The sequence below is a fragment of the Arthrobacter sp. MSA 4-2 genome (genome assembly GCF_016405885.1).
Lineage (GTDB): Bacteria > Actinomycetota > Actinomycetes > Actinomycetales > Micrococcaceae > Arthrobacter_D.
The window spans coordinates 225,793-245,255 of record NZ_JAEKGC010000001.1 but is presented as its reverse complement, the minus strand read 5'-3'; the positions used below and the strand labels follow the sequence as shown (position 1 = coordinate 245,255).

Sequence of the window (19,463 nt, the reverse complement as noted above, 5' to 3'; positions counted from 1 at the left end):
CACATTTTCAGTGCCCCTTCGCGCGGCTGTAAAGTTTCGCAATCACCCCGCCCGTCCAGGAAGGCACCGTGAGCACCTCAATTTCATTACCCACCGGCGACCAGGTGGTCCAGGACCTTCCGTGGCGCTGGCGCGTGCAGGGAAGGATCTTCCTGATCGGTGGCCTCGGCTTCATGTTCGATGCCTGGGATGTCACCCTCAACGGCTACCTCATCCCCCTGCTCTCCGCCGACTGGGGCCTGACCCCCGGCCAGGCGGCCTGGGTGGGCACCTCGAACCTGATTGGCATGGCCCTCGGGGCATTCGCCTGGGGCTCCATCGCCGACCTCATCGGCCGCCGGACGGCGTTCACCGCGACCCTGCTGATCTTCTCCGTCTTCACCGTCCTCGGCGCCTTCTCCCCCGACATCGTGTGGTTCTCCATCTTCCGCTTCGCCGCGGGGTTCGGCCTGGGCGGCTGCATCCCGGTGGACTACGCCCTGGTCGGTGAGTTCACCCCCCGCAGGCACCGGGGCCGGGTGCTCACCGCCATGGACGCCTGGTGGCCGATCGGAGCCTTCCTCTGCGGCGTCGTCACCACGCTGCTCGTGGCGACCTTCGGGAACTGGCGGTACGCCATGCTGGTGATGGTCCTGCCTGCGCTGCTGGTGTTCTGGGTGCGCCGCTCGGTCCCTGAATCCCCGCTGTACCTGGTGCAGAAGGGCCGGCAGGAGGAGGCCCGGAAGGTCATCGACTCCCTCGTCGAGCGCACCGGCGGTGAGCCGGTCGCATGGCGGCTGCCCGAGCCCGGCACGGCGGAGAAGCTGACCCTGGGCGGGCTCACCAGTCAGTTCTCCGGCATCTGGCGCTACAACTGGCGGCTGACCCTTACGGCCTGGTCGCTCTTCCTGACCATCCTGCTGGTGTACTACGGGGCGCTCACCTGGATGCCGAAGATCCTCATCGAGGCCGGGTACAAGCAGTCGGTCGCGTTCATCACGACGGCCGGCATGACCGGCATCGGGCTGTTCGGCGTAATCGCGGCGGCACTGCTCGTGGAGCGGGTGGGCCGCAAGTGGATCCTCGGGGTCACCGGGCCGCTTTCGGCCGCCGTCCTGGTCGTGTTCGCCCTCACCGTCGAACTGCCCCTGGTCGCGACCCTGTGGCTCCTGGCCTTCGGCTTCCTGATCCAGGTCGCCATCCCGGTGCTCTACACCTACGTCTCGGAGCTCTACCCTACGCACCTGCGCGGGTCGGGCTTCGGCTGGGCCTCGACGGTCTCCCGGGTCGGGGCCGGGCTGGTGCCGCTCATCTTCGGGTCCCTGCTCTGGCCCTACCTTGGACTACCCCTGACCTTCGCGCTCACCGGCGCCCTGGTGCTCGCCGCCGTGCTGTGGATGGCCCGGAATGCCCCCGAGACGCGGGGCGCGGAACTGCCGTAGGGCACGGCATGCACGCCGGAGAGGGCAGTTCCCCTTGGGGACAGTCCTACTCCGGCAGTTCGGCCCCGGGGGTTTCCTCCAGCGAGGTGAGCTTCCATGCCCCGTCGGCGTACGTCGCGGACGCGGTGTAGATGGTCCCCTCCGGGCTGAACGGCCGGTGCTCAAGGACCTGACCCTCCGCGCCGAAGGCCGTGTACTCCCCGGGATTGACGGGGAGCAGCGCGCTCACCGCGCCGCCGGCGCCTTCGGGCGAGGTGATGAGGACGTTCTTGACCTTGGGCTGCCCGCCGAGGATCCACCCGCCGTCCTCGTACACCTTCGCGATGCGGCCAACCCGCTCGGCCTCGGCGGCCGCGCCGTCGAGGTGGGCGAGGAGCACGTCCGTGTCCCCGGTCTGCAGGGCGTAGGCAGTGAGGTCGAAGTAGTGGAACAGGAACGCCCGCGCCCCCTCGTGCGAGTTCTCGGTGACGAGGTCATTGGACTCCGGCTGGCGGATGTTCGATGCCGGCGCGCTCGAACTGGCCGGCGACGGTGCCGCGGATTCCGGGGCGGCCGGCTGCGCCGGGGTGCCGCAGGCGGTGACGGTGACGGTAAGAAGGGCGGCGGTGAGGACCGCGGTGCGAAAAAGGCTCATGGAGTGTCCCAAGGTGGAAGTGCGGGACGCCGGGCGCCCGGGGCGTCGGTTCCGCCCGGTCCACACTATCGGTGGCTCAGGGCAACAAGTCAGGAAAACCGATCCGCTGTGACGGACATCGCATCCGGATCGGAGGTTCCCGAAGCTAGAGCCACTTCCGGCGGCGGAAGGCCCAGTAGAGGCCGACCCCCATGGCGATCATCAGCAGCAGCGCGAAGGGGTAGCCCAGGACCCAGTGCAGTTCGGGCATGACATCGAAGTTCATCCCGTAGATCGAGGCGACGAGGGTCGGGGCGAAGAGGATCGCAGCCCAGGAGGAGATCCGCTTGACCTCCTCGTTCTGGGCCAGCGACGTCTCCGTCAGCCGGGTCATCTCCTCGTTCTGCCGCTGGGCCACGAGCGTTGAGTGGACGGTCAGCAGGCTCTGCAGCAGGGTGCGGAAGGTGTTGACCCGCTCCACGATGCGCAGCACGTGGTCGAGCACATCGCGCAGGCGCCGGGCGAGTTCCCCCTCGCCCCGAAAAGCGGTGGAACCGCGCTGCAGCGACTCGATGATGGCCTGGAGCGGCTGGGTGGCCCGCTGGAACTCGATGACCTCCCGGTGGAGTTCGTAGATCCGCCGGGACACATCGGGGTCGCCGCCGAAGAGCTCGTTTTCGATCTCGTCAATGTCGTTTTCAAGCCCGTTCACCACGGGCAGGTACTCGTCGACGACTTCGTCGAGGATCGCGTACAGCACCGCCTGGGGGCCCATCGACAGCAGGTCGGGGCTCGCCTCCATGCGCTCGCGCACCGTACCCAGGTCCGGGGACTCCGCGTGCCGGATGGTGACGACGAAGTCGGCGCCCACGAAGACGTGGAGCTCGCCGAACTCGACCTTCTCCTCGCGGTCCAGGTACCGGGCCGGGCGCAGCACCACGAACAGGGTTTCGCCGTAGCGTTCGAGCTTCGCGCGCTGGTGGCCGTTGGCGGCGTCCTCGACGGCCAGCTCGTGCAGCCCGAACTCGCCGGCCACCGCCTGGATCTCGGCGCGGTCCGGGCGGTACAGGCCGATCCAGCCCATGCCTGCGGTCTCACGCATCGCCTCGAAGGTCGAGTCGAGGTTGTCCGGCTCGATCCTCCGCCGGCCGTTGACGTAGACGGCGTTCGCGACCAGCGCGTTCACTGTGCGCTCCCCAGCGCCTGCAGGGTTTCGATCAGGAGCCTGCGCTCCTCGACCTTGATGCGTTCGTGGAGGGTCTCCTCGGTGTCCTCCGGCAGGACGGCGACGGGCGCCTGGGCGAGGATGGGGCCGGTGTCCACGCCGGCGTCGGCGATCATCACGGTGCACCCGGTGACCTTGACGCCGTAGGCGAGCGCGTCGCGGACCCCGTGGGCGCCGGGGAAGCTTGGCAGCAGCGCGGGGTGGGTATTGAGGTAGCGGTTGGGGAACCGGTCAAGGAAGCCCTGGCCGACGATCCTCATGAACCCGGAGGAGACGACGTAGTCGGGGGCGTAGGAGGCGACCGCCTCCCCCAGCGCGTCGTTCCAGTCGGAGCGCTCCGGGTAGTCCGCGAAGTCGACGACGAACGTGGGGATTCCGGCGCGCGCCGCCCGCTCAACACCGAGGGTTCCGGGGCGGTCGGCGCCGACGGCGGCGATTTCGGCGTCGAGGCCGCCGGAGGCAACCGCGTCGATGACGGCCTGGAGGTTGGACCCCGTGCCGGAGACCAGGAGAACGATGCGCATGGCTCCACTGTAGGCGGCACGGTCGGCCCGGCGTAAACCGCAGCGGCTAGGGTTGGAGGATGAAACAGCGGCCCGCACCACCGTCGAACGGCCCATCCGACCACCCGTCCAATGACTCATCCCACCGCCCGCACGGCGCCGGCCGGCCCGCCACCGGGGCGGGGCCCGCTCCCGAGGAGGATTCCCGGGCGCTCCCGATGTGGTTCCTGGTCAGCCTCGTGGCGGCGGTGGCCACCAGTTCCCTCGACCTGCCGTTCAAGGTCCTGGGCCTGGGCTTCAGCGTCCTGGCCCTCGTGCTGGGAATAGCGACCCTGGTGCGCGCGGTGCGGCGCCGGCTGGGCGGGCTGGTGCGCGTCACCGCCGCCGTCGGGGTCGGCCTTGCCGGTTTCCTCGCGCTCTCCACCGCCGTCCTGATCGCCCTGTGGCCGGTCACCGCGAACTACGAGGACTGCATCGACACCGCCCTGACCCTCGAGGCCGAGCGGGCATGCCAGGACCGGCTGCTGACCCTCGACGGGTTCCTTCCGGACTGACGGGTTCCTTCCGGACTGAGCCGGGCGTCCCGCGTCCGGAGAGGGTCAGGCGTCCCGGTTCTGCGGTTCGCGCTCCAGCAGGGGCGCCATGGCGTAGCCGAGCACCGCACCGATCCCGACCTCGGCACCCAGCCACAGGGCGACCGCGAGCGGGTCCGGTCCGAGGTCGGTCAGGCGGCCGATGCCCAGCGATGCCCGCGACAGCAGGGCGAGTGCCGCGCCGCCAAGGCCCGCGAGGAGGCCCACGAAGAGTCCGAGGCACACCGTGGAGACGATCGAGGTGAGCCAGCGGGCCGAGGTCTTGAGGCTCAGCCACTCATCGAAATGGTTCTCGCCCTCCCGGAAGAACCACCATCCTGCCAGCAGGCCCGCCACCACGGGCAGGGCCAGGGCAACGATGCCGAATTCGAGGGCCCCGGCCGGCAGAGCGCCGAGCACCGGGACGGCGGGGAGGGGACCGACGGTGCTGGCCATAGGCGTGAGCGAGCTGCCGGTGCCGAGGGAGAACCCTGCCCCCGAGGCCCAGGCGAGGGTCCACACCACGAGGTTCGGCAGCAGGCCGAGCTGCCCAAGGGTCAGGGCCGTCGACCCCGCGATCCCTGCCTCGAGGCGTTCGTACACGGTAATGACTTCGGTCCAGTGAAGGGCCACGGCGGCGGCGAGCAGGAGCGCCGCCAGGCCGGTGGCCGCCAGCACACCCAGGAAGGCCGAGCGCACCACGGACCAGGCGTACGATCCGGCCCAGCGCGAGTGCTGGCTCGTCCGGGCGATCCAGGAGGCAAGGTCCACGCCGATCAGGCGGCTCCAGGCGCCGGCCTCACGGTAGGCGCCGGTGACGATCCCAAGGCCCGCCGACACCGGCGGGATCAGCGCACCCGCCGTCAGGGACACGGTGACGTCGGCGTTCGTCGAGAAGTAGGCCACGGCGGCGCCCACCACCGCGTAGATGCCGAGCGCCCCGAGAACGGCCTGCCACAGCTGGTCGGTGTAGGAGGCGCGGGCAAGGCGCCGTCCGGCGCGCCAGGCGAGGAGGAACGGCACGAGCACCAGGCCGAGCGGAACGGCGTGCAGCAGGCCTGAGGTCGTCCCGGCGATCACCGTCCCCGGCGGGAAGGTGAGCACCAGCGGCACCCCGTGCATCACCAGCCAGGCGTGGCCGGCCGACTGCGCCGCGGAGACGGCGTCCCGGTCGGCGAATCCGCCGGTCAGCCACACCGCGGCGACCGGGATCAGGACCAGGGCCGCGGAGATCGCTGCAGCCTGGCCGAGCTCGAACACCCCCTGCAGCCAGAGGGGCATGGGAACGGCTGTCGGTCTCCGGCGTGGAAGTTTCATCCCTTCAATGGTGCCACCGGCTTCGGCCGGCTCCGCCCACCGACGCGGCCCGGCGGCACCGGCGGGCTAGCCGAGCAGGTCGGCGATCCCCCTGGCGGTGGCCAGCCCGGCCCCGACAAAGGCGATAACGACGACGGCCAAGCGGGCGGTGTCGTCCCGCACGAAGCGCCCGAGCTTTTCTCCGGTGAAGATGCCGGCGAGGATGACTCCGCCGATGGCTCCCCACATCCAGGGGTCGAGCACCGGAGCCTGGGCCGGGTCGAGCAGGAGTTTGATCGCGAGGGTCACCAGCCCGATAACGACGAAGAAGGGCTGCAGGGTCGCCGCGAAGGGCCGCTGCGGCCACCTCGCCAGGACGGCGTAAGCGCTCACCGCCGGTCCGCCAACACCGGCCATCGAGTTCGTGAGCCCGGCACCGAACCCGGCCAGGACCTTGGGCGCATTGCCCCGGACGACGACGTCCGAGCGCTGGAGCACCAGGGAGATGGACAGGGCGGCGAGCACGACGGCGCCGACGGTCACCGCCAGCGGCGCCGCGGGGGCGGCGACGGCGATGAGCGAGCCCGGGACGGAACCGAGGAGTGAGGGAAGGGTCAGCCAGCGGAACATGCTCCAGTCGATGTCGCGCCAGACCCGTCCGACGATAATCGCAGAGGACACCACCCCGCAGATGTTCACCAGCAGAACCCCCTCGTGGGGGCCAAGGATCAGCACGAGGAACGGGGCGATGAGCAGGGCGAAGCCGAGGCCGGCGATGCGCTGGGCCACGGCTCCGGCGAAGATGGCGCCGAGTACGACCAGAAAGATACCAAGGGTCACCGTCCCCACAGTACGCAGGGCGGTGGCATAGTCGGGGCGTCCGGCTCGGAGGTACCCTGAACGCATGACCTTGCTCACCACCGCCCTCGACACGGCGGACTGGCGGAAATCAGTGTTCAAGCTCTACGGGCTGGTGCGCAGGAGCGCAGCCGAGGACTCCCCCGAGGCGGCCCACGCCCTGTGGCGGGCCGGCCGGGACCACCTGCTGGGCACCCACCCGGCCTCGCCCCTCGACGATGCGGCGAAGGAGCGCTTCTCGGGGGTTGCCATGGCCGACTACGACCCTGCCTACCGGTTCGAGGCCGCGGTGAGCGATGAGGGGGCCGGGGAGGTCCGGGACGTCGAGACGGGCACCGACGGCACCGTGCCCTTCCAACGGCTGGGCAGCGTCGTGCTGCCGGGACTCGGGCAGCTCGCGCTATGGCGCCTCCAGTCCTACGGCGGCGGCATCTTCCTTCCCCTGCGCGACACCACCGCGGGGCGCGACGGCGGAACCTACGGGGGCGGGCGGTACCTGCTCGACACCATTAAGGGCGCCCACCTGGGCGAGGGCCGCCAGCCCGGCAGCATCGTGATCGACCTGAACTTCTGCTACAACGCCTCGTGTGCCTACGACGAGGCGTGGGCGTGCCCGCTGCCCGGGCCCGAGAACCGGCTCGACGCCGAGGTCCCGGTCGGAGAGCTCTACCGCACCTACTAGGCCCGGTTCCGGGGCCGGAACGGCCGGGTGCCGCGCGCCCGCGTACCGCACCCGGTACCGGACCGGCGCCTTGAAGAACAGCCGCCCGCAGGCTCTATCATTGGAGCTTCACACCCATCTGCGCGGAGGCAACGATTACAGACACGGCTGCACAACACGACATTTATTTCGGCGCTCCCGAACCGGAGAACGAAGCCGAGATTCTCGAGTCCGCCTCCCGTGCGGCAGTCGCCCGTTTCACCGACCGCTCCGACATCACCACCGTCAAGCGGCGCTTCACCCTGATCAACTCCGACCGCACCCCGCACGAGGCCATGGTCGAGGACCTGCTGTTTATCCGTGTGGCCCTCGATGCCGCCGGCATCGAGTTCCTGCTGGTGCGCGGCAATGACGAACGTCCCGTCATCGCCATCGACGTCAAGGACCAGGAGCGGCTGCGCACGGCCCTGGTGGAGGCGTGCCGGAACGAACCCTTCTATTCACGCACCGTTGACACCAAGCGCCGCACCACACTGCTGGTCGCGGACGGGTCCCTGTCGCACAGCCGCAAGGCCCGCATCTACCGGCTGTTCCGCCCCCGCATCGAACCGATCGGCGGGCTGGCCTACGGGCCCTCCGCCGGCGTGCAGATCGAACTGTGGACCCTTCACGCCGACAACATCGAACTTCCGGTGGAGAACTCGCTGACCCGCCGCACCGTGCCGGCGGGCGAGGCGGTGCGCGGATCCGTTGACCGCCACGGCCTGAAGTGGCCCACCATCGACAATATGTTCGCCGACCACGCCTCGGACATCGGCTTCGACATCGACCTCGTCTTCTCCTGGGTCGACGGCAGCAGCCCGGAATACCAGGCGGCACGCGCCGCCCGGATGAAGGGCGCCGTCGTCGGTGAAGGCGACGACCACGAGGCGCGCTTCCGCCAGATTAACGAGCTGAAGTACGCGCTGCGCTCGGTGTACATGTTCGCCCCCTGGGTGCGCCGGATCTTCATCGCCACCGATTCTCAGCGTCCTGAGTGGCTGGCGGACCACCCCTCGGTGACCCTGGTGCGGGCCGAGGAACACTTCTCGGATCCCTCGGTGCTGCCAACCCACAATTCGCAGGCCGTCGAGGCCCAGCTGCAGCACATTCCCGGGCTCGCAGAACACTTCCTCTACTCCAACGACGACATGTTCTTCGGCCGCCCCGTGGCCCCGGACATGTTCTTCTCCCCCGGGGGGATCACCAAGTTCATCGAGGCCGACACCCGGATCGGCCTCGGCGAGAACGACGCCGAGCGCAGCGGCTTCGAGAACGCGGCGCGCGTGAACCGGCGGCTGCTCCACGAGCGGTTCGGCCGGATCACGACCCGGCACCTCGAGCACACGGCGGCTCCGCTGCGCAGAAGCGTGCTGCTGGAGATGGAGCAGGAGTTCGCCGCGGAGTTCAAGGCCACCGCCGCCTCAACCTTCCGCGCCAAGGACAACATCTCCGTCACCAACTCGCTCTACCACTACTACTCGCTGCTGACCGGGCGGGCGGTCACCCAGGAGATGGCGCGGGTGAAATACGTCGACACCACCGCGCGGTCGGGCCTGAAGAGCCTCAACAAGATGCTCGACAAGCGGAACTTCGACTTCTTCTGCCTCAATGACGGAAGCTTTCCCGAGGTGCCCGCCGACGAGCGGGCGCGGCTGGTCACGGAGTTCCTCGAGAAGTACTTCCCGGTCAAGGCGCCCTGGGAGAAGTAGCCCGTCCGGGCGCGTGCCAGACTTGCTCCATGCAGACGTTCCTGCCGTACCCGGACTTCGCTGCCAGCGCCGCCGTGCTCGACCAGGCACGGTTGGGCAAGCAGCGCGTCGAGACGCTGCAGGCGCTCCGGGCGCTCGTTCTTCCCGACTACGGGTGGCAGCGGCACCCGGCCATCCGGATGTGGATGGGCTATGTGCCGGCCCTGAGCCTTTACGGCCTGGCGATGGTTGAGGAGTGGGTCTCGCGCGGGCACGCCGATACGACGGGCCTGCTGATCCGGGAATTCGCCCCCGACGCCGACCCGCAGGACGTCCCGCTGCCGCCGTGGCTCGGTGACGCCGGCGTGCATCTGAGCCACCAGTCGAACCTGATCCAGAAGGCCCCGGAGATCTACCGGGGCCGCTTCCCCGGCGTTCCGGAGGACCTGCCCTACCTGTGGCCGGAGCCCGAACGGGAGATCCTTCCGGCCGAACCCGCCGGCGGCCGGGTGTGGGTCTGGCGGGCCGACGCCGTCCCCGCCGGGGAGTCCGAGGCGGCCCTGCGGATGCCGCTGCAGGCCCCCGGCGGCCGGGCCGCCCCGAAGTGGGACCGCCAGCTCGCGGTCTTCGAGCACGGCATCGCCGACGGCGACACGGTGGTGCTCGCCGGTGCCGATCCGGAGCGGTTCCGCACCGGCACCGCCGGGCCGGTGCTGCTGGTTGAGGATGTCCTGCTGCGCGGGGTGGACCTGGACGGCTGGGTGCGCCGCGGCGACTTCGAGCGCCCGGCCCTGCTTCAGGATCCGCGCACCCTGTTCTGCGTGCCGCGGCCCCCGGCGCTGGCCTGACGCGGCGGCCGGTTCGACCCCGCTGAACCGGTTCGACCCCACTGGATTGGTAAGACTCCGCTGAGCCGGTCAAATTCAGGTGAGCCGGTCAAACCCCGGTGAACTGGCGGGCCGGGGCCGCCTCGGCGATCCGCACCCCCGCCGCCTCAAGGCGCCGCCGGGTCTCGGCGCGGGGAACTGTCTCCCCCACCGCGGTGTACTGGCCGGACGGGACCACCGAATGCACGATCGTGTCCTCGTAGACGTGGACCATGTTGAAGGACTGGGCGCCGTCGCGGCCCCGGGTCCCGCCGCCGTCGAACAGCAGGTCCTGGGTGTAGCAGGTGGCCGAGGCGACCGAGACGGGGACCCCGGCAAAGGTTGCCGTCGTCGAGTAGTGGAGGTGTCCGGCGATGACGGCCCGGATGTCCGAGCCGCGCACCACCTCGGCCAGATCCCGCTGCCCGCGCAGCTCCACGAGGACCGCGAGGTCCTGGACGCTGGGCACCGGCGGGTGATGCAGGGCCAGGATGGTGCCGTGCGGGGCGGGGGTGAGCAGTTCGTTGGCCAGCCACAGCAGCTGGCCGCGGCTGACCGCGCCGTGGTGGTGACCCGGGACGCTCGAGTCGAGCGTGATGATCCGCAGCCCGTCGACGTCGTAGGATCGGTCAACGGGTCCGGTGCCCGGGGCTTCGTCGAGGAGGCCCTCGCGGAAGCTGGCGCGGTCGTCGTGGTTGCCCATCGCCCACACCACCTTCGCCCCGAGGCGCTCAGCGGCGGGATCGACGATCGCCCGCAGCTTCTCGTAGGCGCCGGGCTCGCCCTTGTCGGCGAGGTCTCCGGTGAACACGATGGCATCGGGCCGGGCACCGGAGGCGGTCAGGTCGGCGAAGATCCGGCGCAGCCGCTCCTCGCTGTCCACCGCCCCGTAGAGGGGGCCGGGACCTCCCACCAAGTGGGTGTCGCTCAGATGCAGGATGAAATGCTGCGGCCTCGGATGTTCGGCCGTCCGGTACTCCATGGCAACCTTCTTGGTAGTTGACTGCGTCGTACAACCCAATTGCCTTCCATCAAAGCAGAGCGCAGGCACCCGTGAGGTGAATGAGGCGCGGCAAGTCGGAAAACTTAAGGCGCACCCCCGTCAGGTCAGCCCTTCCCAGGCTCGGAGATGAAGCCCTTCTCGACCATGAAGTCGAAGGCCACGTCCGCGGGTTCCTGGCCCTCGACATCCACCAGCAGGTTCATCCGCCGCAGCTCCTCGTCCGTGAGTTCGGCCGCGACCTGGGCGAACACCTCCTCGAGACCCGGGTGCTCCTCCAGGACTTCGCTGCCGAAGACGGGCGCGGCGTTGTAGGCGGGGAAGAAGTTCAGGTCGTCCTCGAGGAGGGTCAGGTCCAGCGCGTCGATCCGGCCGTCGGTCGAGAACACCTCACCGAAGTTGCAGTCGCCCTTGTCGGTGGCCGAGTACACGGCGCCGGTGTCGTAGACCCCGATGTTGCCGTCGGGCACCCCGTCGGGAGTGCCGCGGGTCAGGCCGTAGTGCTTGAGCATGGGGTTCAGGCCGTCGCTGCGCGAGTTGAACTCGGACTCCACGCAGAAGGTGCGCTCCTCCACGGGCAGCTCGGCGATCTGCGAAAGCCTGCTGATCCCGCCGAGTTCCTTTACAGCCTCGGTGCGCACCGCGATGACGTAGGTGTTGTTCAGCGGTGCGGGCCGGCCCCAGGTGAGGTTGTTGGCGAGGTCGGCGTCGTGGACGGCCTGCCACTGTTTTTCCTTGTCGGGAATGCCTTCGGACTGGTTCAGGAAGGTCAGCCACGCCGTGCCGGTGTATTCGATGGTCAGGTCGGCGTCGCCGGAGACGAGCAGCTCGCGGACCGGCTGGCTGCCGGGCACATTGGTGAGGTCGGTGACGTCGAATCCGGCCGCCGCGGCGGCCAGCACCGAGATCTTCCCGAGGATCAGTTGCTCGGTGAAGTTCTTCGAGGTGACGGTCAGCTCGGCGCCCTCCGCACCCTCGAGGACCTCGATCGATCCCGGGCCGGCCTCGGGCACGTAGGAGGTGGCCGGCTGCAGGCCGCAGCCGGCCAGCAGCGCCGCCGACGCCGCGAGCAGGCCCGGAAGCACCTGGCGCCGGCCGGTGACGGAGGGCGAACGGTGCACGGTCATGAGAGTCCTTTCGGGCGTGCCACGTGCTCGATGACGCGGCCGGCCCAGTCGACGAGCAGCGCCAGGAGCGCCACGATCACCGAGCCCGCCACGAGCACGCGCGGAAGGTTCAGGTTCACGCCGGTGGTGATCAGGATGCCGAGGCCGCCGCCGTTGATGAAGGTGGCCAGGGCGCCGGTGCCGACGAGCAGGACCAGGGCGGTCCGGATGCCCGCGAGCATGATGGGAACCGCAAGGGGAAGCTCGACCCGCAGCAGCACGGCCAGGGCACTCATGCCCATCCCCCGGCCAGCCTCGACCAGCCGTGGGTCGACCTGGTTCAGGCCGACCATGGTGTTGCGCAGAACGGGCAGCATGGCGTAGAGCACCAGAGCGGCGACCGCGGCCCGAAACCCGAAGCCGAGCCAGAAGGCAAGAAGCACCACGAGCCCGACGGCCGGGGCAGCCTGGCCGAAATTGGCAAGGGCGAGCACCGGCCCGTTGAAACGCGCCAGGTGCCTGCGTGTGAGCAGGACCCCCAGCGGGACGGCGATCAGCAGCACGATCAGCGCCGACAGCCCCGTCAGGGCCAGGTGCTCACGGGTGTAGCCGGCCAGGGAGGCAGGGCTGAGGGTGGTGCGCTCGGAGTCGCTGAGGTCGGCCACGGCCAGCCAGACCGCCAGGGCCACGCCGACCAGCAGGATTCCGGCAAGCTGCAGCAGCAGCGGGCGCCACGACAGCGGCGCGGCGTCGGCGCGGAGGGCCGCCTCCTGCCCTGCCGGGACGGCGGCGCGCGTGGACTCACTCAACGGTGCGCTCCGGTCCGGCCAGGCCGGCCGCCGGCACGCCGGGGGCGCCGCTGGCCCGGACGGCCTCGAGCGTGCCGGTGTTCACTCCGACCGGGCGGCCCTCGGCATGGGCGGTGCGGGCATGCCGGTGCGCCCGGCCGATCGCGTCCATGACGGTGTCGACGTCGATCACGCCGCGGAACGTATCGCGGGGGCCGGTCACCAGCGCCGCGCCGACGCTCGAGACGAGCATGGTGTCGAGGGCGTCATTGAGGGTGGCGCGGTTCCCTACGACGGGCAGCCGTGGGTCGCGTGCAGCGCCGACCCGCTCAAGCCGGCTCAGCTGCCGGCGCGAAAGCCACTGCAGGGGGCGGTTCCGTGCATCGACGATGACGGAGTGGTTGTGCCCGACGGCGTCCATGCGTGAGAGCACGTCGGTGGCGAGGTCGCCGGGGCGGGCCACGACGGCGTCAGCCACCTCGACCTCGTCCACGCGGGTCAGCGTCAGCTGCTTGAGGCCGGCGCCGGAGCCGATGAAGTTTTCGACGAATTCGTTGGCGGGCTCGGCGAGGATGCGTTCGGGGGTGTCGTACTGGACGAGCTGGGCGCCTTCGTTGAAGATCGCGATCCAGTCGCCCAGCTTCACCGCCTCATCGAAGTCGTGGGTGACGCAGACGATGGTCTTCTGCAGTTCGCTTTGGATGTTGAGCAGTTCATCCTGCAGGCGCTGGCGCGTGATCGGATCGACCGCACCGAACGGTTCATCCATGAGCAGCACCGGTGGGTCGGCGGCGAGGGCGCGGGCCACCCCGACGCGCTGCTGCTGGCCGCCGGAGAGTTCGCGCGGGAACCGGTCGCGGTAGCGGTCGGGATCGAGGGAGACCAGTTCGAGCAGTTCGTCGACGCGGGCGGCGATGCGCTCCTTGCTCCAGCCGAGCATTTTGGGAACGATGGCGATGTTGGCTGCGACGCTCATGTGCGGGAACAGTCCTCCGGCCTGGATGACGTACCCGATACGCCGGCGCAGGGCGTCGCCGTCGATCCGGGTGACGTCGTCGCCGTCGAGCACGATCCGGCCCTCGGTGGGCTCGATCAGCCGGTTGATCATCTTGAGCGTGGTGGTCTTGCCGCAGCCGGAGGGTCCGACGAACATCACGATCTTCCCGGCCGGGATTTCAAGGGTGAGCCCGTTCACCGCGGGCTTGCCCTGGCCGGGATACCGCTTGGTGACGGTGTCCAGCAGGATGCTGGCGCCGGTGATCGGCGGAGCCGCCGCGGCGGCCGGCGAGGGGAGAGTTGTTTCAGACACGGATACCTCGTGGGGTTGTGAGCCGGCCCAGGCCGACGAGAAGCAGGTCAAGGACAAGGGCAAGGAGAATGACGCACACGACACCGGTGGCGACCGACTCGAACGAGTTCGCCCCGCCCAGCCGGGAGAGCCCGGAGAAGATGAGGCCACCGAGGCCGGGGCCGAGGGCGTAGGCGGTGATCGCGGCGATTCCCATCACCATCTGCGCCGAAACGCGGATTCCGGTGAGGATGACCGGCCAGGCCAGGGGGAGTTCGATCCGGACGAGGGTGCGGAGCCGGCCCATGCCGATGCCGCGCGCTGCCTCAACCAGGGACTGGTCGATGCCGGTCAGGCCGACGACGGCATTGCGCAGGATCGGAAGTGCCGCGAAGAAGGCCACGACGATCACCGCCGGGCCCACCCCGAAGCCGAGGGGGGCGATCAGCAGGCCGATCAGCGCGAAGGCGGGAATCGTGAGGCCGATCGCGGAAATACCGTTCACGAGGGCCGACAGGGTGGGGCTGCGGTAGACCAGCGTGGCCAGGACGACGGCGGCCACCGCCGCGAGCAGCAGGCACTGCACCACGAGGGAGAAGTGCTGCCAGCTCGAGAAGAGGATCGAGTCGATCCTGTCGACGAGGAATTCGGTCACATTCGTACCCTTTTCACCTTGGGGGAACTGCCCGCGCGGGGTCGCGGCGGGAGGAAACCAGGCCGCTTTATCGGTGAACGGCGGCCTCTACCTTAGGCAGGTTTCACAGAAGTTTCCATTTCACCAACCGTCTCAAGGGCCCCTCGGGTAACGCCAGAATGCCGTCCTCGACGGCCTCCCGCAGCCTCCCGCGTCACCTTCGGCGGTATGCTGGATTCGCCCTCGGGACCCCCGTAGGCTCGATCCAGCCCGTGGCGCCGCCGTGGGTTTCAGCACCGAATCCGTGGCGGAAATCCGCGGAAGTTTTAACCGAAAGTAGGACCATTTCATGGTTATCAAACTCAGCCACATCCCCCCGCGGGCGGCCACCGGCGCTTTCATCCTGAACGCCGGAATCGGCAAACGCGGCCTCGATCAGGAGAGCGCCGCATACATGCAGCAGATGGCCGCCGGCGTCTTCCCCCAGGCCGGCCAGCTCGACCCGGAGAAGTTCGGCAAGATCCTCTCCGCGGTGGAGATCAGCCTGGGCAGCCTCCTGCTCGTGCCGTTCGTTCCCAGCCGCCTCGCCGGCCTGGCCCTCGCAGGCTTCTCGGCAGGGCTCCTCGCCATGTACCTCAAGACGGAGGGAATGACCGAGAAGGACGGGGTGCGCCCCACACAGGCCGGAACCCCTGTCGCCAAGGACGTCTGGATGCTCGGCATCGCCCTGGGCCTGATCCTCGACTCGCCGAAGAAGCAGAAGTAGCCGCCCGCCGTACCGGTGCACACGCCAAGCCTGCTGACAGTAAGCTGCCTTAGGTATTTCGAGGAGAAGTGCTTATGCTGACTTCACACGGTAGTCCCGCGTCGACCGGAGGTTGAAAACCCACTCCTCGAGCCGTCCGGGACGTTCGAAGCGAAGGGGCGGGTATGAAGACTCGGAAGTCACTGGCCATTGCGGCAGCTTTAGGGCTGACACTCTCGGCGTGCGCCACCGGTACGGGCGGATCCCAGACAGCCGAAGACAGCCAGTTCGACCCGGAGGCCGAGGTCTCCGGGGAACTGAACATCATGGGCTTCGGCGCGACCGACGAGATCGGCGAAACACGCGTGAAGTCGGCCGAGGAGAAGCTCGACGGCGTGAAGGTGAGCCTGGTCGAAGGCGACCTGGACATCCAGCAGTTCCTCTCCGCCGTCGCCTCCGGGGAACCGCCGGCGCTGATCTACGCCAACCGCAACCAGCTTGGGACCTTTGCCTCCCGGGGGGCGATCATGCCCCTGAACGAGTGCATCAACGCCCACGGCATTCAGGTCGACCACTTCCGCGCGGCTGCAATGAGCCAGGTGACCTTCGAGGACGAGGTCTACGGCGTGCCCGAGTTCAACCAGGTGCAGATCGTCATGGGCAACTCGGCGCTGCTCGAGGAACAGGACCTCAGCGTCGAGGACATCGACGGCTCCGACTGGGACGGCATCCGGAAGGCGGCCGACACGCTCGTCAAGAACGAGGGCAAGCTCAGCGTGATCGGCTACGACACCAAGCTCCCCGAATTCCTTCCCATCTGGGCCAAGGCCAACGGTGCCGACATCATCTCCGCGGACGGACGCAAAGCCCAGCTCAACGACCCCGCCGTCGTCGAGGCCCTCGAGTTCGCTTCCGAGATCTATGAGAAGCAGGGCGGCTTCAGCGCCGTCAAGGCGTTCCGGGACTCGGCCGACTTCTTCGGGGAGGGTAACCAGTTCGCCTCCAACACGCTCGGGGCCATGCCCATGGAGCAGTGGTACGTCAACATCCTCAACGACGTCTCGCCGGATGCCCCCATGGCGTTCACCACCCTGAAGGACACCTCGGGCAAGACCATGAGCTACTCCAGCGGGTCGGCCTGGGCCATCCCGAAGGGAAGCTCGAACCCCGAGGCCGCCTGCCGGTTCATCGAACACATGACCAAGGTCGACACCTGGATGGAGGCCGCCACTGCCCGCGCCGACATGCGCGCCGAGGAGGGCAAGCCGTTCACAGGGCTGTTCACCGGCAACCAGGCCGCCGACGAGCGGATCAAGGAAGAGTTCGTCAAGGTGGGCTCCGACCCCAAGTGGGACACGGCCATCGAGGCCTCCTACGAAGCCAATGAAGCATCCTTCGCCCTGCCAGCCAGCCCCGCCGACGCCGAATTCGAGACGGCGTGGGAGGACGCGGTGAACCGGGTGCTCAACGGCCAGCAGGAACCCCAGGCCGCACTCGACCAGGCGCAGGAGGAGGCCCAGCAGGCTCTTGACGAGGCCTGGAGCTCCTGGGACGAGGAATAGGAGATGAGCTCGCAGGCCGCCCCGCTGCGGGGCCCTCGGGCCGCCAAGCCGGCGCTCCGGCCGGGCCAGCGGCGGAACCGTCGACGGGCCCGGCGCGCCGCCCTGCTGTTCATCAGCCCATGGATCGCCGGTTTCCTCATCTTCACGCTCTGGCCGGTGATCTATAGCGCCTACCTGTCGCTGACCGACTACGACGTGATCAACAACCCGAACTTCGTGGGCGCGGCCAACTATGCCGACCTGTTCGAGGACCCCAAGACCGCGCTGTCGCTGCGCAACACCTTCATCTACACCGCCATCTCGGTGCCGGCGCACGTGATCGTATCGCTGCTGCTGGCGCTGCTGCTGAACCGGGCCGGGCGCGCCTCCGGGTTCTTCCGGACGGTGTTCTACCTGCCGAAGATGACACCCCCGGTGGCCATTGGCATCCTGGTGCTGCTCCTGTTCAACGGGCAGAACGGCCTGGTCAACGGCTTCCTCGGCTGGTTCGGCATCGATGGTCCGGCATGGACCACCGACCCGTCCTGGATCAAGCCCGGGCTGATCCTGATGAGCCTGTGGACCCTCGGGTCTTCGGTGATCATCCTGCTGGCGGCGCTGCGCGATGTGCCGCAGGAACTCTACGACTCGGCGAAGGTCGACGGCGCGAACAGCTTCCAGGTCACCCGCGCCATCACCCTGCCGATGATCAGCGGAAGCCTGTTCTTCCTCATCATCATCAACACGATCGCCGGGTTCCAGACCTTCACCGAGGCGTACACAGCGTTCTTCGGCTCGGGCAACACCACCTACAGCAACGACGCCGCCCTGTTCTATTCGATCTACCTGTTCCAGCAGGCCTTCGAATTCCTCCACATGGGCTACGCCTCGGCCATGGCCTGGGTGCTGTTCGTCATCGTCCTGATCGTCACGGTGATCCAGATGGTCGTCAGCCGGAGGTTCGTCTACTACGAAAGCGGGAACAACGATGGCTGATCTCCAGGCCGGCCCGTCCCAGCTGCCGCCGGTCGCGCCGGTCCGCCCCGCCGACGGCGCTCCGGCGGCGGTGACGCCGGCACCGCGGCGCACCGGCCCGGCGGGGACCCGCCGCAGCCCCGTGGCCCGGGTGCTCACCTGGCTGGCGCTGGGCGCCGCGACGGTCGTCTTCACCTATCCGCTGCTGTGGCTGATCAGCGCCTCCTTCAAGCCGCGCTCCGAGGTCTTCGACAACCGGCTGATCCCGAAGTCGTTCACGTTCGAGAACTACCTCACCGTCTGGCAGGAGGCTCCGCTCGCGTTGTGGCTGGGCAATACCGTGCTCGTCACGGTGTTGGCCGCCACCACCGTCACCATCTCCAGCGCGCTGGTGGCGTGGGGCTTCGCGTTCTTCCGGTTCCGGGGCCGCAATGTGCTGTTCGGCCTGGTCCTGGGGACCATGATGCTCCCCGGCGCGGTCACCATGATTCCGACCTTCCTGATCTGGAACAGCCTGGGCCAGGTCGGAACGCTCACCCCGCTGTGGGCGGGCAACCTCTTCGGCAGCGCGTTCTATATCTTCCTGCTGCGCCAGTTCTTCCTGGGGCTGCCGCGCGAACTGTTCGAGGCCGCCCGCGTGGACGGGGCGAACAACTGGCACATGTTCTCGCGCATCGCGCTGCCGCTGTGCAAGCCCGCCCTCGTCGTCACCCTGCTCTTCGAATTCCAGGCAGCCTGGACCGACCTGATGCGCCCCCTGATCTATCTGCGGGACAGTTCGACCTTCACGGTCCCCCGCGGGCTGAAGGCCCTGCTCGATCAGTTCGGGTTCGGCGGGGACTGGCACTGGGAACTGGTGGTGACGGCGAGTGTGATCACCACGGTGCCGATGATCATCCTCTTCTTCCTCGGCCAGCGGCACTTCGTCGAGGGGATCGCCACCACGGGCAACAAGGGCTGAGGATCCGGCGCCTTTCGGCCATCGCGTGGTGGTCCGGCGGGCCACCGCCCGGGCAGGACCACCGCGTCCGGGCCTCGGCGTCCAGGACCTAGCCGGGAAGCGTCTCCCGGCCGCGCCCGGCGGGGGTCACGAGGGCGGAAATCCTCAAAAGTTCGGCTTCGGGGATCCCGGTGGCCTCGGCCAGCGCTCCCGGCTCCTCCCCCGCCCCGAAGGCCTCAAGCACAAGGTCCCGGTACAGCAGGGCCAGCCGGTCGCGCTCGAACTCGGCTTGTTCGAGGTCCGCTGCAGCAATCATGATCCGCTTGATGGGACTGGGGCTGGATTCGGTCATGGCCGCCCTTTCACGTGACAGGGGTTGGTCTTCGAATTTATCAGCCGGTCAGGACCCTCCGCGACCTTCGCCGCTGTAGGGCGCGCGCGACGGAGCCGGTTGTTCAGCAATGAATTCGTTCACCGCGTGCGCGAGCATGTCCCGCTCAAAGGCCGGAAGCAGCAGCGAACTGTGGAGGTAGGCGTCCACCTCCTCCTCGCCGGCGTTCCCGCCAAGCCCGACATAGCGCAGCCACAGCTCGTAAAGGCTCAGGCCCGTCTGCCGGAAGGCCGCGCAGGTGCGGCGCTGCTGGTCCTTTTCGCTGATCACCGGACCCTACCGCTTCTGGACTTGCGCCGGCATTGGTGCA

General features: G+C 68.8%; 21 protein-coding genes. 9 read left to right on the top strand and 12 right to left on the bottom strand.

All coding sequences use genetic code 11. From position 1 onward, the window contains the following. The first annotated feature begins 68 nt into the window (after positions 1–68). Positions 69–1,421: an MFS transporter gene (locus I6N91_RS01040; RefSeq protein ID WP_198810061.1), complete on the top strand. Its 1,353-nt coding sequence runs from the start codon at positions 69–71 to the stop codon at positions 1,419–1,421. A gap of 46 nt (positions 1,422–1,467) precedes the next feature. Here the strand turns inward: I6N91_RS01040 and I6N91_RS01035 are convergent, their stop codons facing one another. The 3 genes from I6N91_RS01035 to purN all read right to left on the bottom strand — a co-directional run bounded on the left by I6N91_RS01035 (position 1,468) and on the right by purN (position 3,783). Then, positions 1,468–2,055 carry a DUF6318 family protein gene (locus I6N91_RS01035; protein WP_198810060.1) on the bottom strand — a complete coding sequence of 196 codons (588 nt, stop codon included), beginning with the start codon at positions 2,053–2,055 and terminating at the stop codon, positions 1,468–1,470. Between the two features lie 145 nt (positions 2,056–2,200). Next, positions 2,201–3,220 carry a magnesium/cobalt transporter CorA gene (gene corA / locus I6N91_RS01030; protein ID WP_307843185.1) on the bottom strand — a complete coding sequence of 340 codons (1,020 nt, stop codon included), beginning with the start codon at positions 3,218–3,220 and terminating at the stop codon, positions 2,201–2,203. Next, positions 3,217–3,783 carry a phosphoribosylglycinamide formyltransferase gene (purN, locus tag I6N91_RS01025; protein ID WP_198810059.1) on the bottom strand — a complete coding sequence of 189 codons (567 nt, stop codon included), beginning with the start codon at positions 3,781–3,783 and terminating at the stop codon, positions 3,217–3,219. Before purN ends, corA begins: the two co-directional genes overlap by 4 nt. 59 nt (positions 3,784–3,842) lie before the next feature. Here purN and I6N91_RS01020 point away from each other — a divergent pair, with 59 nt between their 5' ends. Then, positions 3,843–4,316: a hypothetical protein gene (locus I6N91_RS01020; RefSeq protein ID WP_198810058.1), complete on the top strand. Its 474-nt coding sequence runs from the start codon at positions 3,843–3,845 to the stop codon at positions 4,314–4,316. Positions 4,317–4,361: 45 nt separating this feature from the next. On the opposite strand, the gene I6N91_RS01015 is transcribed toward I6N91_RS01020, so the two are convergent. Both I6N91_RS01015 and I6N91_RS01010 read right to left on the bottom strand, forming a co-directional pair. Continuing rightward, positions 4,362–5,615, bottom strand: a complete 1,254-nt coding sequence (locus tag I6N91_RS01015) for a DUF6350 family protein (RefSeq protein WP_233091293.1) — start codon at positions 5,613–5,615, stop codon at positions 4,362–4,364. A 102-nt stretch (positions 5,616–5,717) separates the two neighbouring features. Further along, on the bottom strand, positions 5,718–6,470 hold the full coding sequence (locus I6N91_RS01010) for a sulfite exporter TauE/SafE family protein (protein WP_307843184.1): 753 nt from the start codon (positions 6,468–6,470) through the stop codon (positions 5,718–5,720). A gap of 64 nt (positions 6,471–6,534) precedes the next feature. Between I6N91_RS01010 and I6N91_RS01005 the strand changes: the two genes are divergently transcribed. The 3 genes from I6N91_RS01005 to I6N91_RS00995 all read left to right on the top strand — a co-directional run bounded on the left by I6N91_RS01005 (position 6,535) and on the right by I6N91_RS00995 (position 9,727). Next, the gene (locus tag I6N91_RS01005; RefSeq protein ID WP_198810056.1) at positions 6,535–7,170 is read left to right on the top strand and encodes a DUF1684 domain-containing protein; all 636 of its coding nucleotides are present in this window, start codon (positions 6,535–6,537) and stop codon (positions 7,168–7,170) included. 200 nt (positions 7,171–7,370) lie between these two features. Then, entirely contained in the window at positions 7,371–8,900 is a 1,530-nt protein-coding gene (locus tag I6N91_RS01000) for a stealth family protein (RefSeq protein WP_374058890.1), read from the top strand. 29 nt (positions 8,901–8,929) lie between these two features. Next, positions 8,930–9,727: an MSMEG_6728 family protein gene (locus I6N91_RS00995; RefSeq protein ID WP_198810055.1), complete on the top strand. Its 798-nt coding sequence runs from the start codon at positions 8,930–8,932 to the stop codon at positions 9,725–9,727. 88 nt (positions 9,728–9,815) lie between these two features. Here the strand turns inward: I6N91_RS00995 and I6N91_RS00990 are convergent, their stop codons facing one another. From I6N91_RS00990 to I6N91_RS00970, 5 genes are all read right to left on the bottom strand, one after another. Then, positions 9,816–10,727 (bottom strand): phosphodiesterase, encoded by a 912-nt coding sequence (locus I6N91_RS00990; RefSeq protein ID WP_198810054.1) that lies wholly within the window; start codon positions 10,725–10,727, stop codon positions 9,816–9,818. Positions 10,728–10,852: 125 nt separating this feature from the next. Next, the gene (locus I6N91_RS00985) at positions 10,853–11,872 is read right to left on the bottom strand and encodes a glycine betaine ABC transporter substrate-binding protein (RefSeq protein ID WP_198810053.1); all 1,020 of its coding nucleotides are present in this window, start codon (positions 11,870–11,872) and stop codon (positions 10,853–10,855) included. Then, complete coding sequence (locus tag I6N91_RS00980; RefSeq protein ID WP_374058889.1) at positions 11,869–12,591, bottom strand: ABC transporter permease; 723 nt, start codon at positions 12,589–12,591, stop codon at positions 11,869–11,871. Before I6N91_RS00980 ends, I6N91_RS00985 begins: the two co-directional genes overlap by 4 nt. 61 nt (positions 12,592–12,652) lie before the next feature. Beyond that, the gene (locus I6N91_RS00975) at positions 12,653–13,948 is read right to left on the bottom strand and encodes an ATP-binding cassette domain-containing protein (RefSeq protein ID WP_307843183.1); all 1,296 of its coding nucleotides are present in this window, start codon (positions 13,946–13,948) and stop codon (positions 12,653–12,655) included. Then, complete coding sequence (locus tag I6N91_RS00970; RefSeq protein WP_198810052.1) at positions 13,941–14,582, bottom strand: ABC transporter permease; 642 nt, start codon at positions 14,580–14,582, stop codon at positions 13,941–13,943. Before I6N91_RS00970 ends, I6N91_RS00975 begins: the two co-directional genes overlap by 8 nt. Before the next feature lie 328 nt (positions 14,583–14,910). Between I6N91_RS00970 and I6N91_RS00965 the strand changes: the two genes are divergently transcribed. From I6N91_RS00965 to I6N91_RS00950, 4 genes are all read left to right on the top strand, one after another. Next, positions 14,911–15,327, top strand: coding sequence for a hypothetical protein (locus I6N91_RS00965; RefSeq protein WP_198810051.1), 417 nt, complete (start codon positions 14,911–14,913; stop codon positions 15,325–15,327). Between the two features lie 164 nt (positions 15,328–15,491). Further along, positions 15,492–16,868, top strand: coding sequence for an ABC transporter substrate-binding protein (locus tag I6N91_RS00960; RefSeq protein WP_198810050.1), 1,377 nt, complete (start codon positions 15,492–15,494; stop codon positions 16,866–16,868). A 3-nt stretch (positions 16,869–16,871) separates the two neighbouring features. Further along, positions 16,872–17,843, top strand: a complete 972-nt coding sequence (locus tag I6N91_RS00955; RefSeq protein WP_198810049.1) for a carbohydrate ABC transporter permease — start codon at positions 16,872–16,874, stop codon at positions 17,841–17,843. After that, positions 17,836–18,783, top strand: coding sequence for a carbohydrate ABC transporter permease (locus I6N91_RS00950; RefSeq protein WP_198810048.1), 948 nt, complete (start codon positions 17,836–17,838; stop codon positions 18,781–18,783). The genes I6N91_RS00955 and I6N91_RS00950 overlap by 8 nt, the downstream gene beginning before the upstream one ends. An 88-nt stretch (positions 18,784–18,871) precedes the next feature. On the opposite strand, the gene I6N91_RS00945 is transcribed toward I6N91_RS00950, so the two are convergent. Both I6N91_RS00945 and I6N91_RS00940 read right to left on the bottom strand, forming a co-directional pair. After that, positions 18,872–19,114, bottom strand: coding sequence for a hypothetical protein (locus I6N91_RS00945; RefSeq protein ID WP_198810047.1), 243 nt, complete (start codon positions 19,112–19,114; stop codon positions 18,872–18,874). A 48-nt stretch (positions 19,115–19,162) separates the two neighbouring features. Next, positions 19,163–19,423 (bottom strand): hypothetical protein, encoded by a 261-nt coding sequence (locus tag I6N91_RS00940; protein ID WP_198810046.1) that lies wholly within the window; start codon positions 19,421–19,423, stop codon positions 19,163–19,165. Positions 19,424–19,463: the final 40 nt, after the last annotated feature.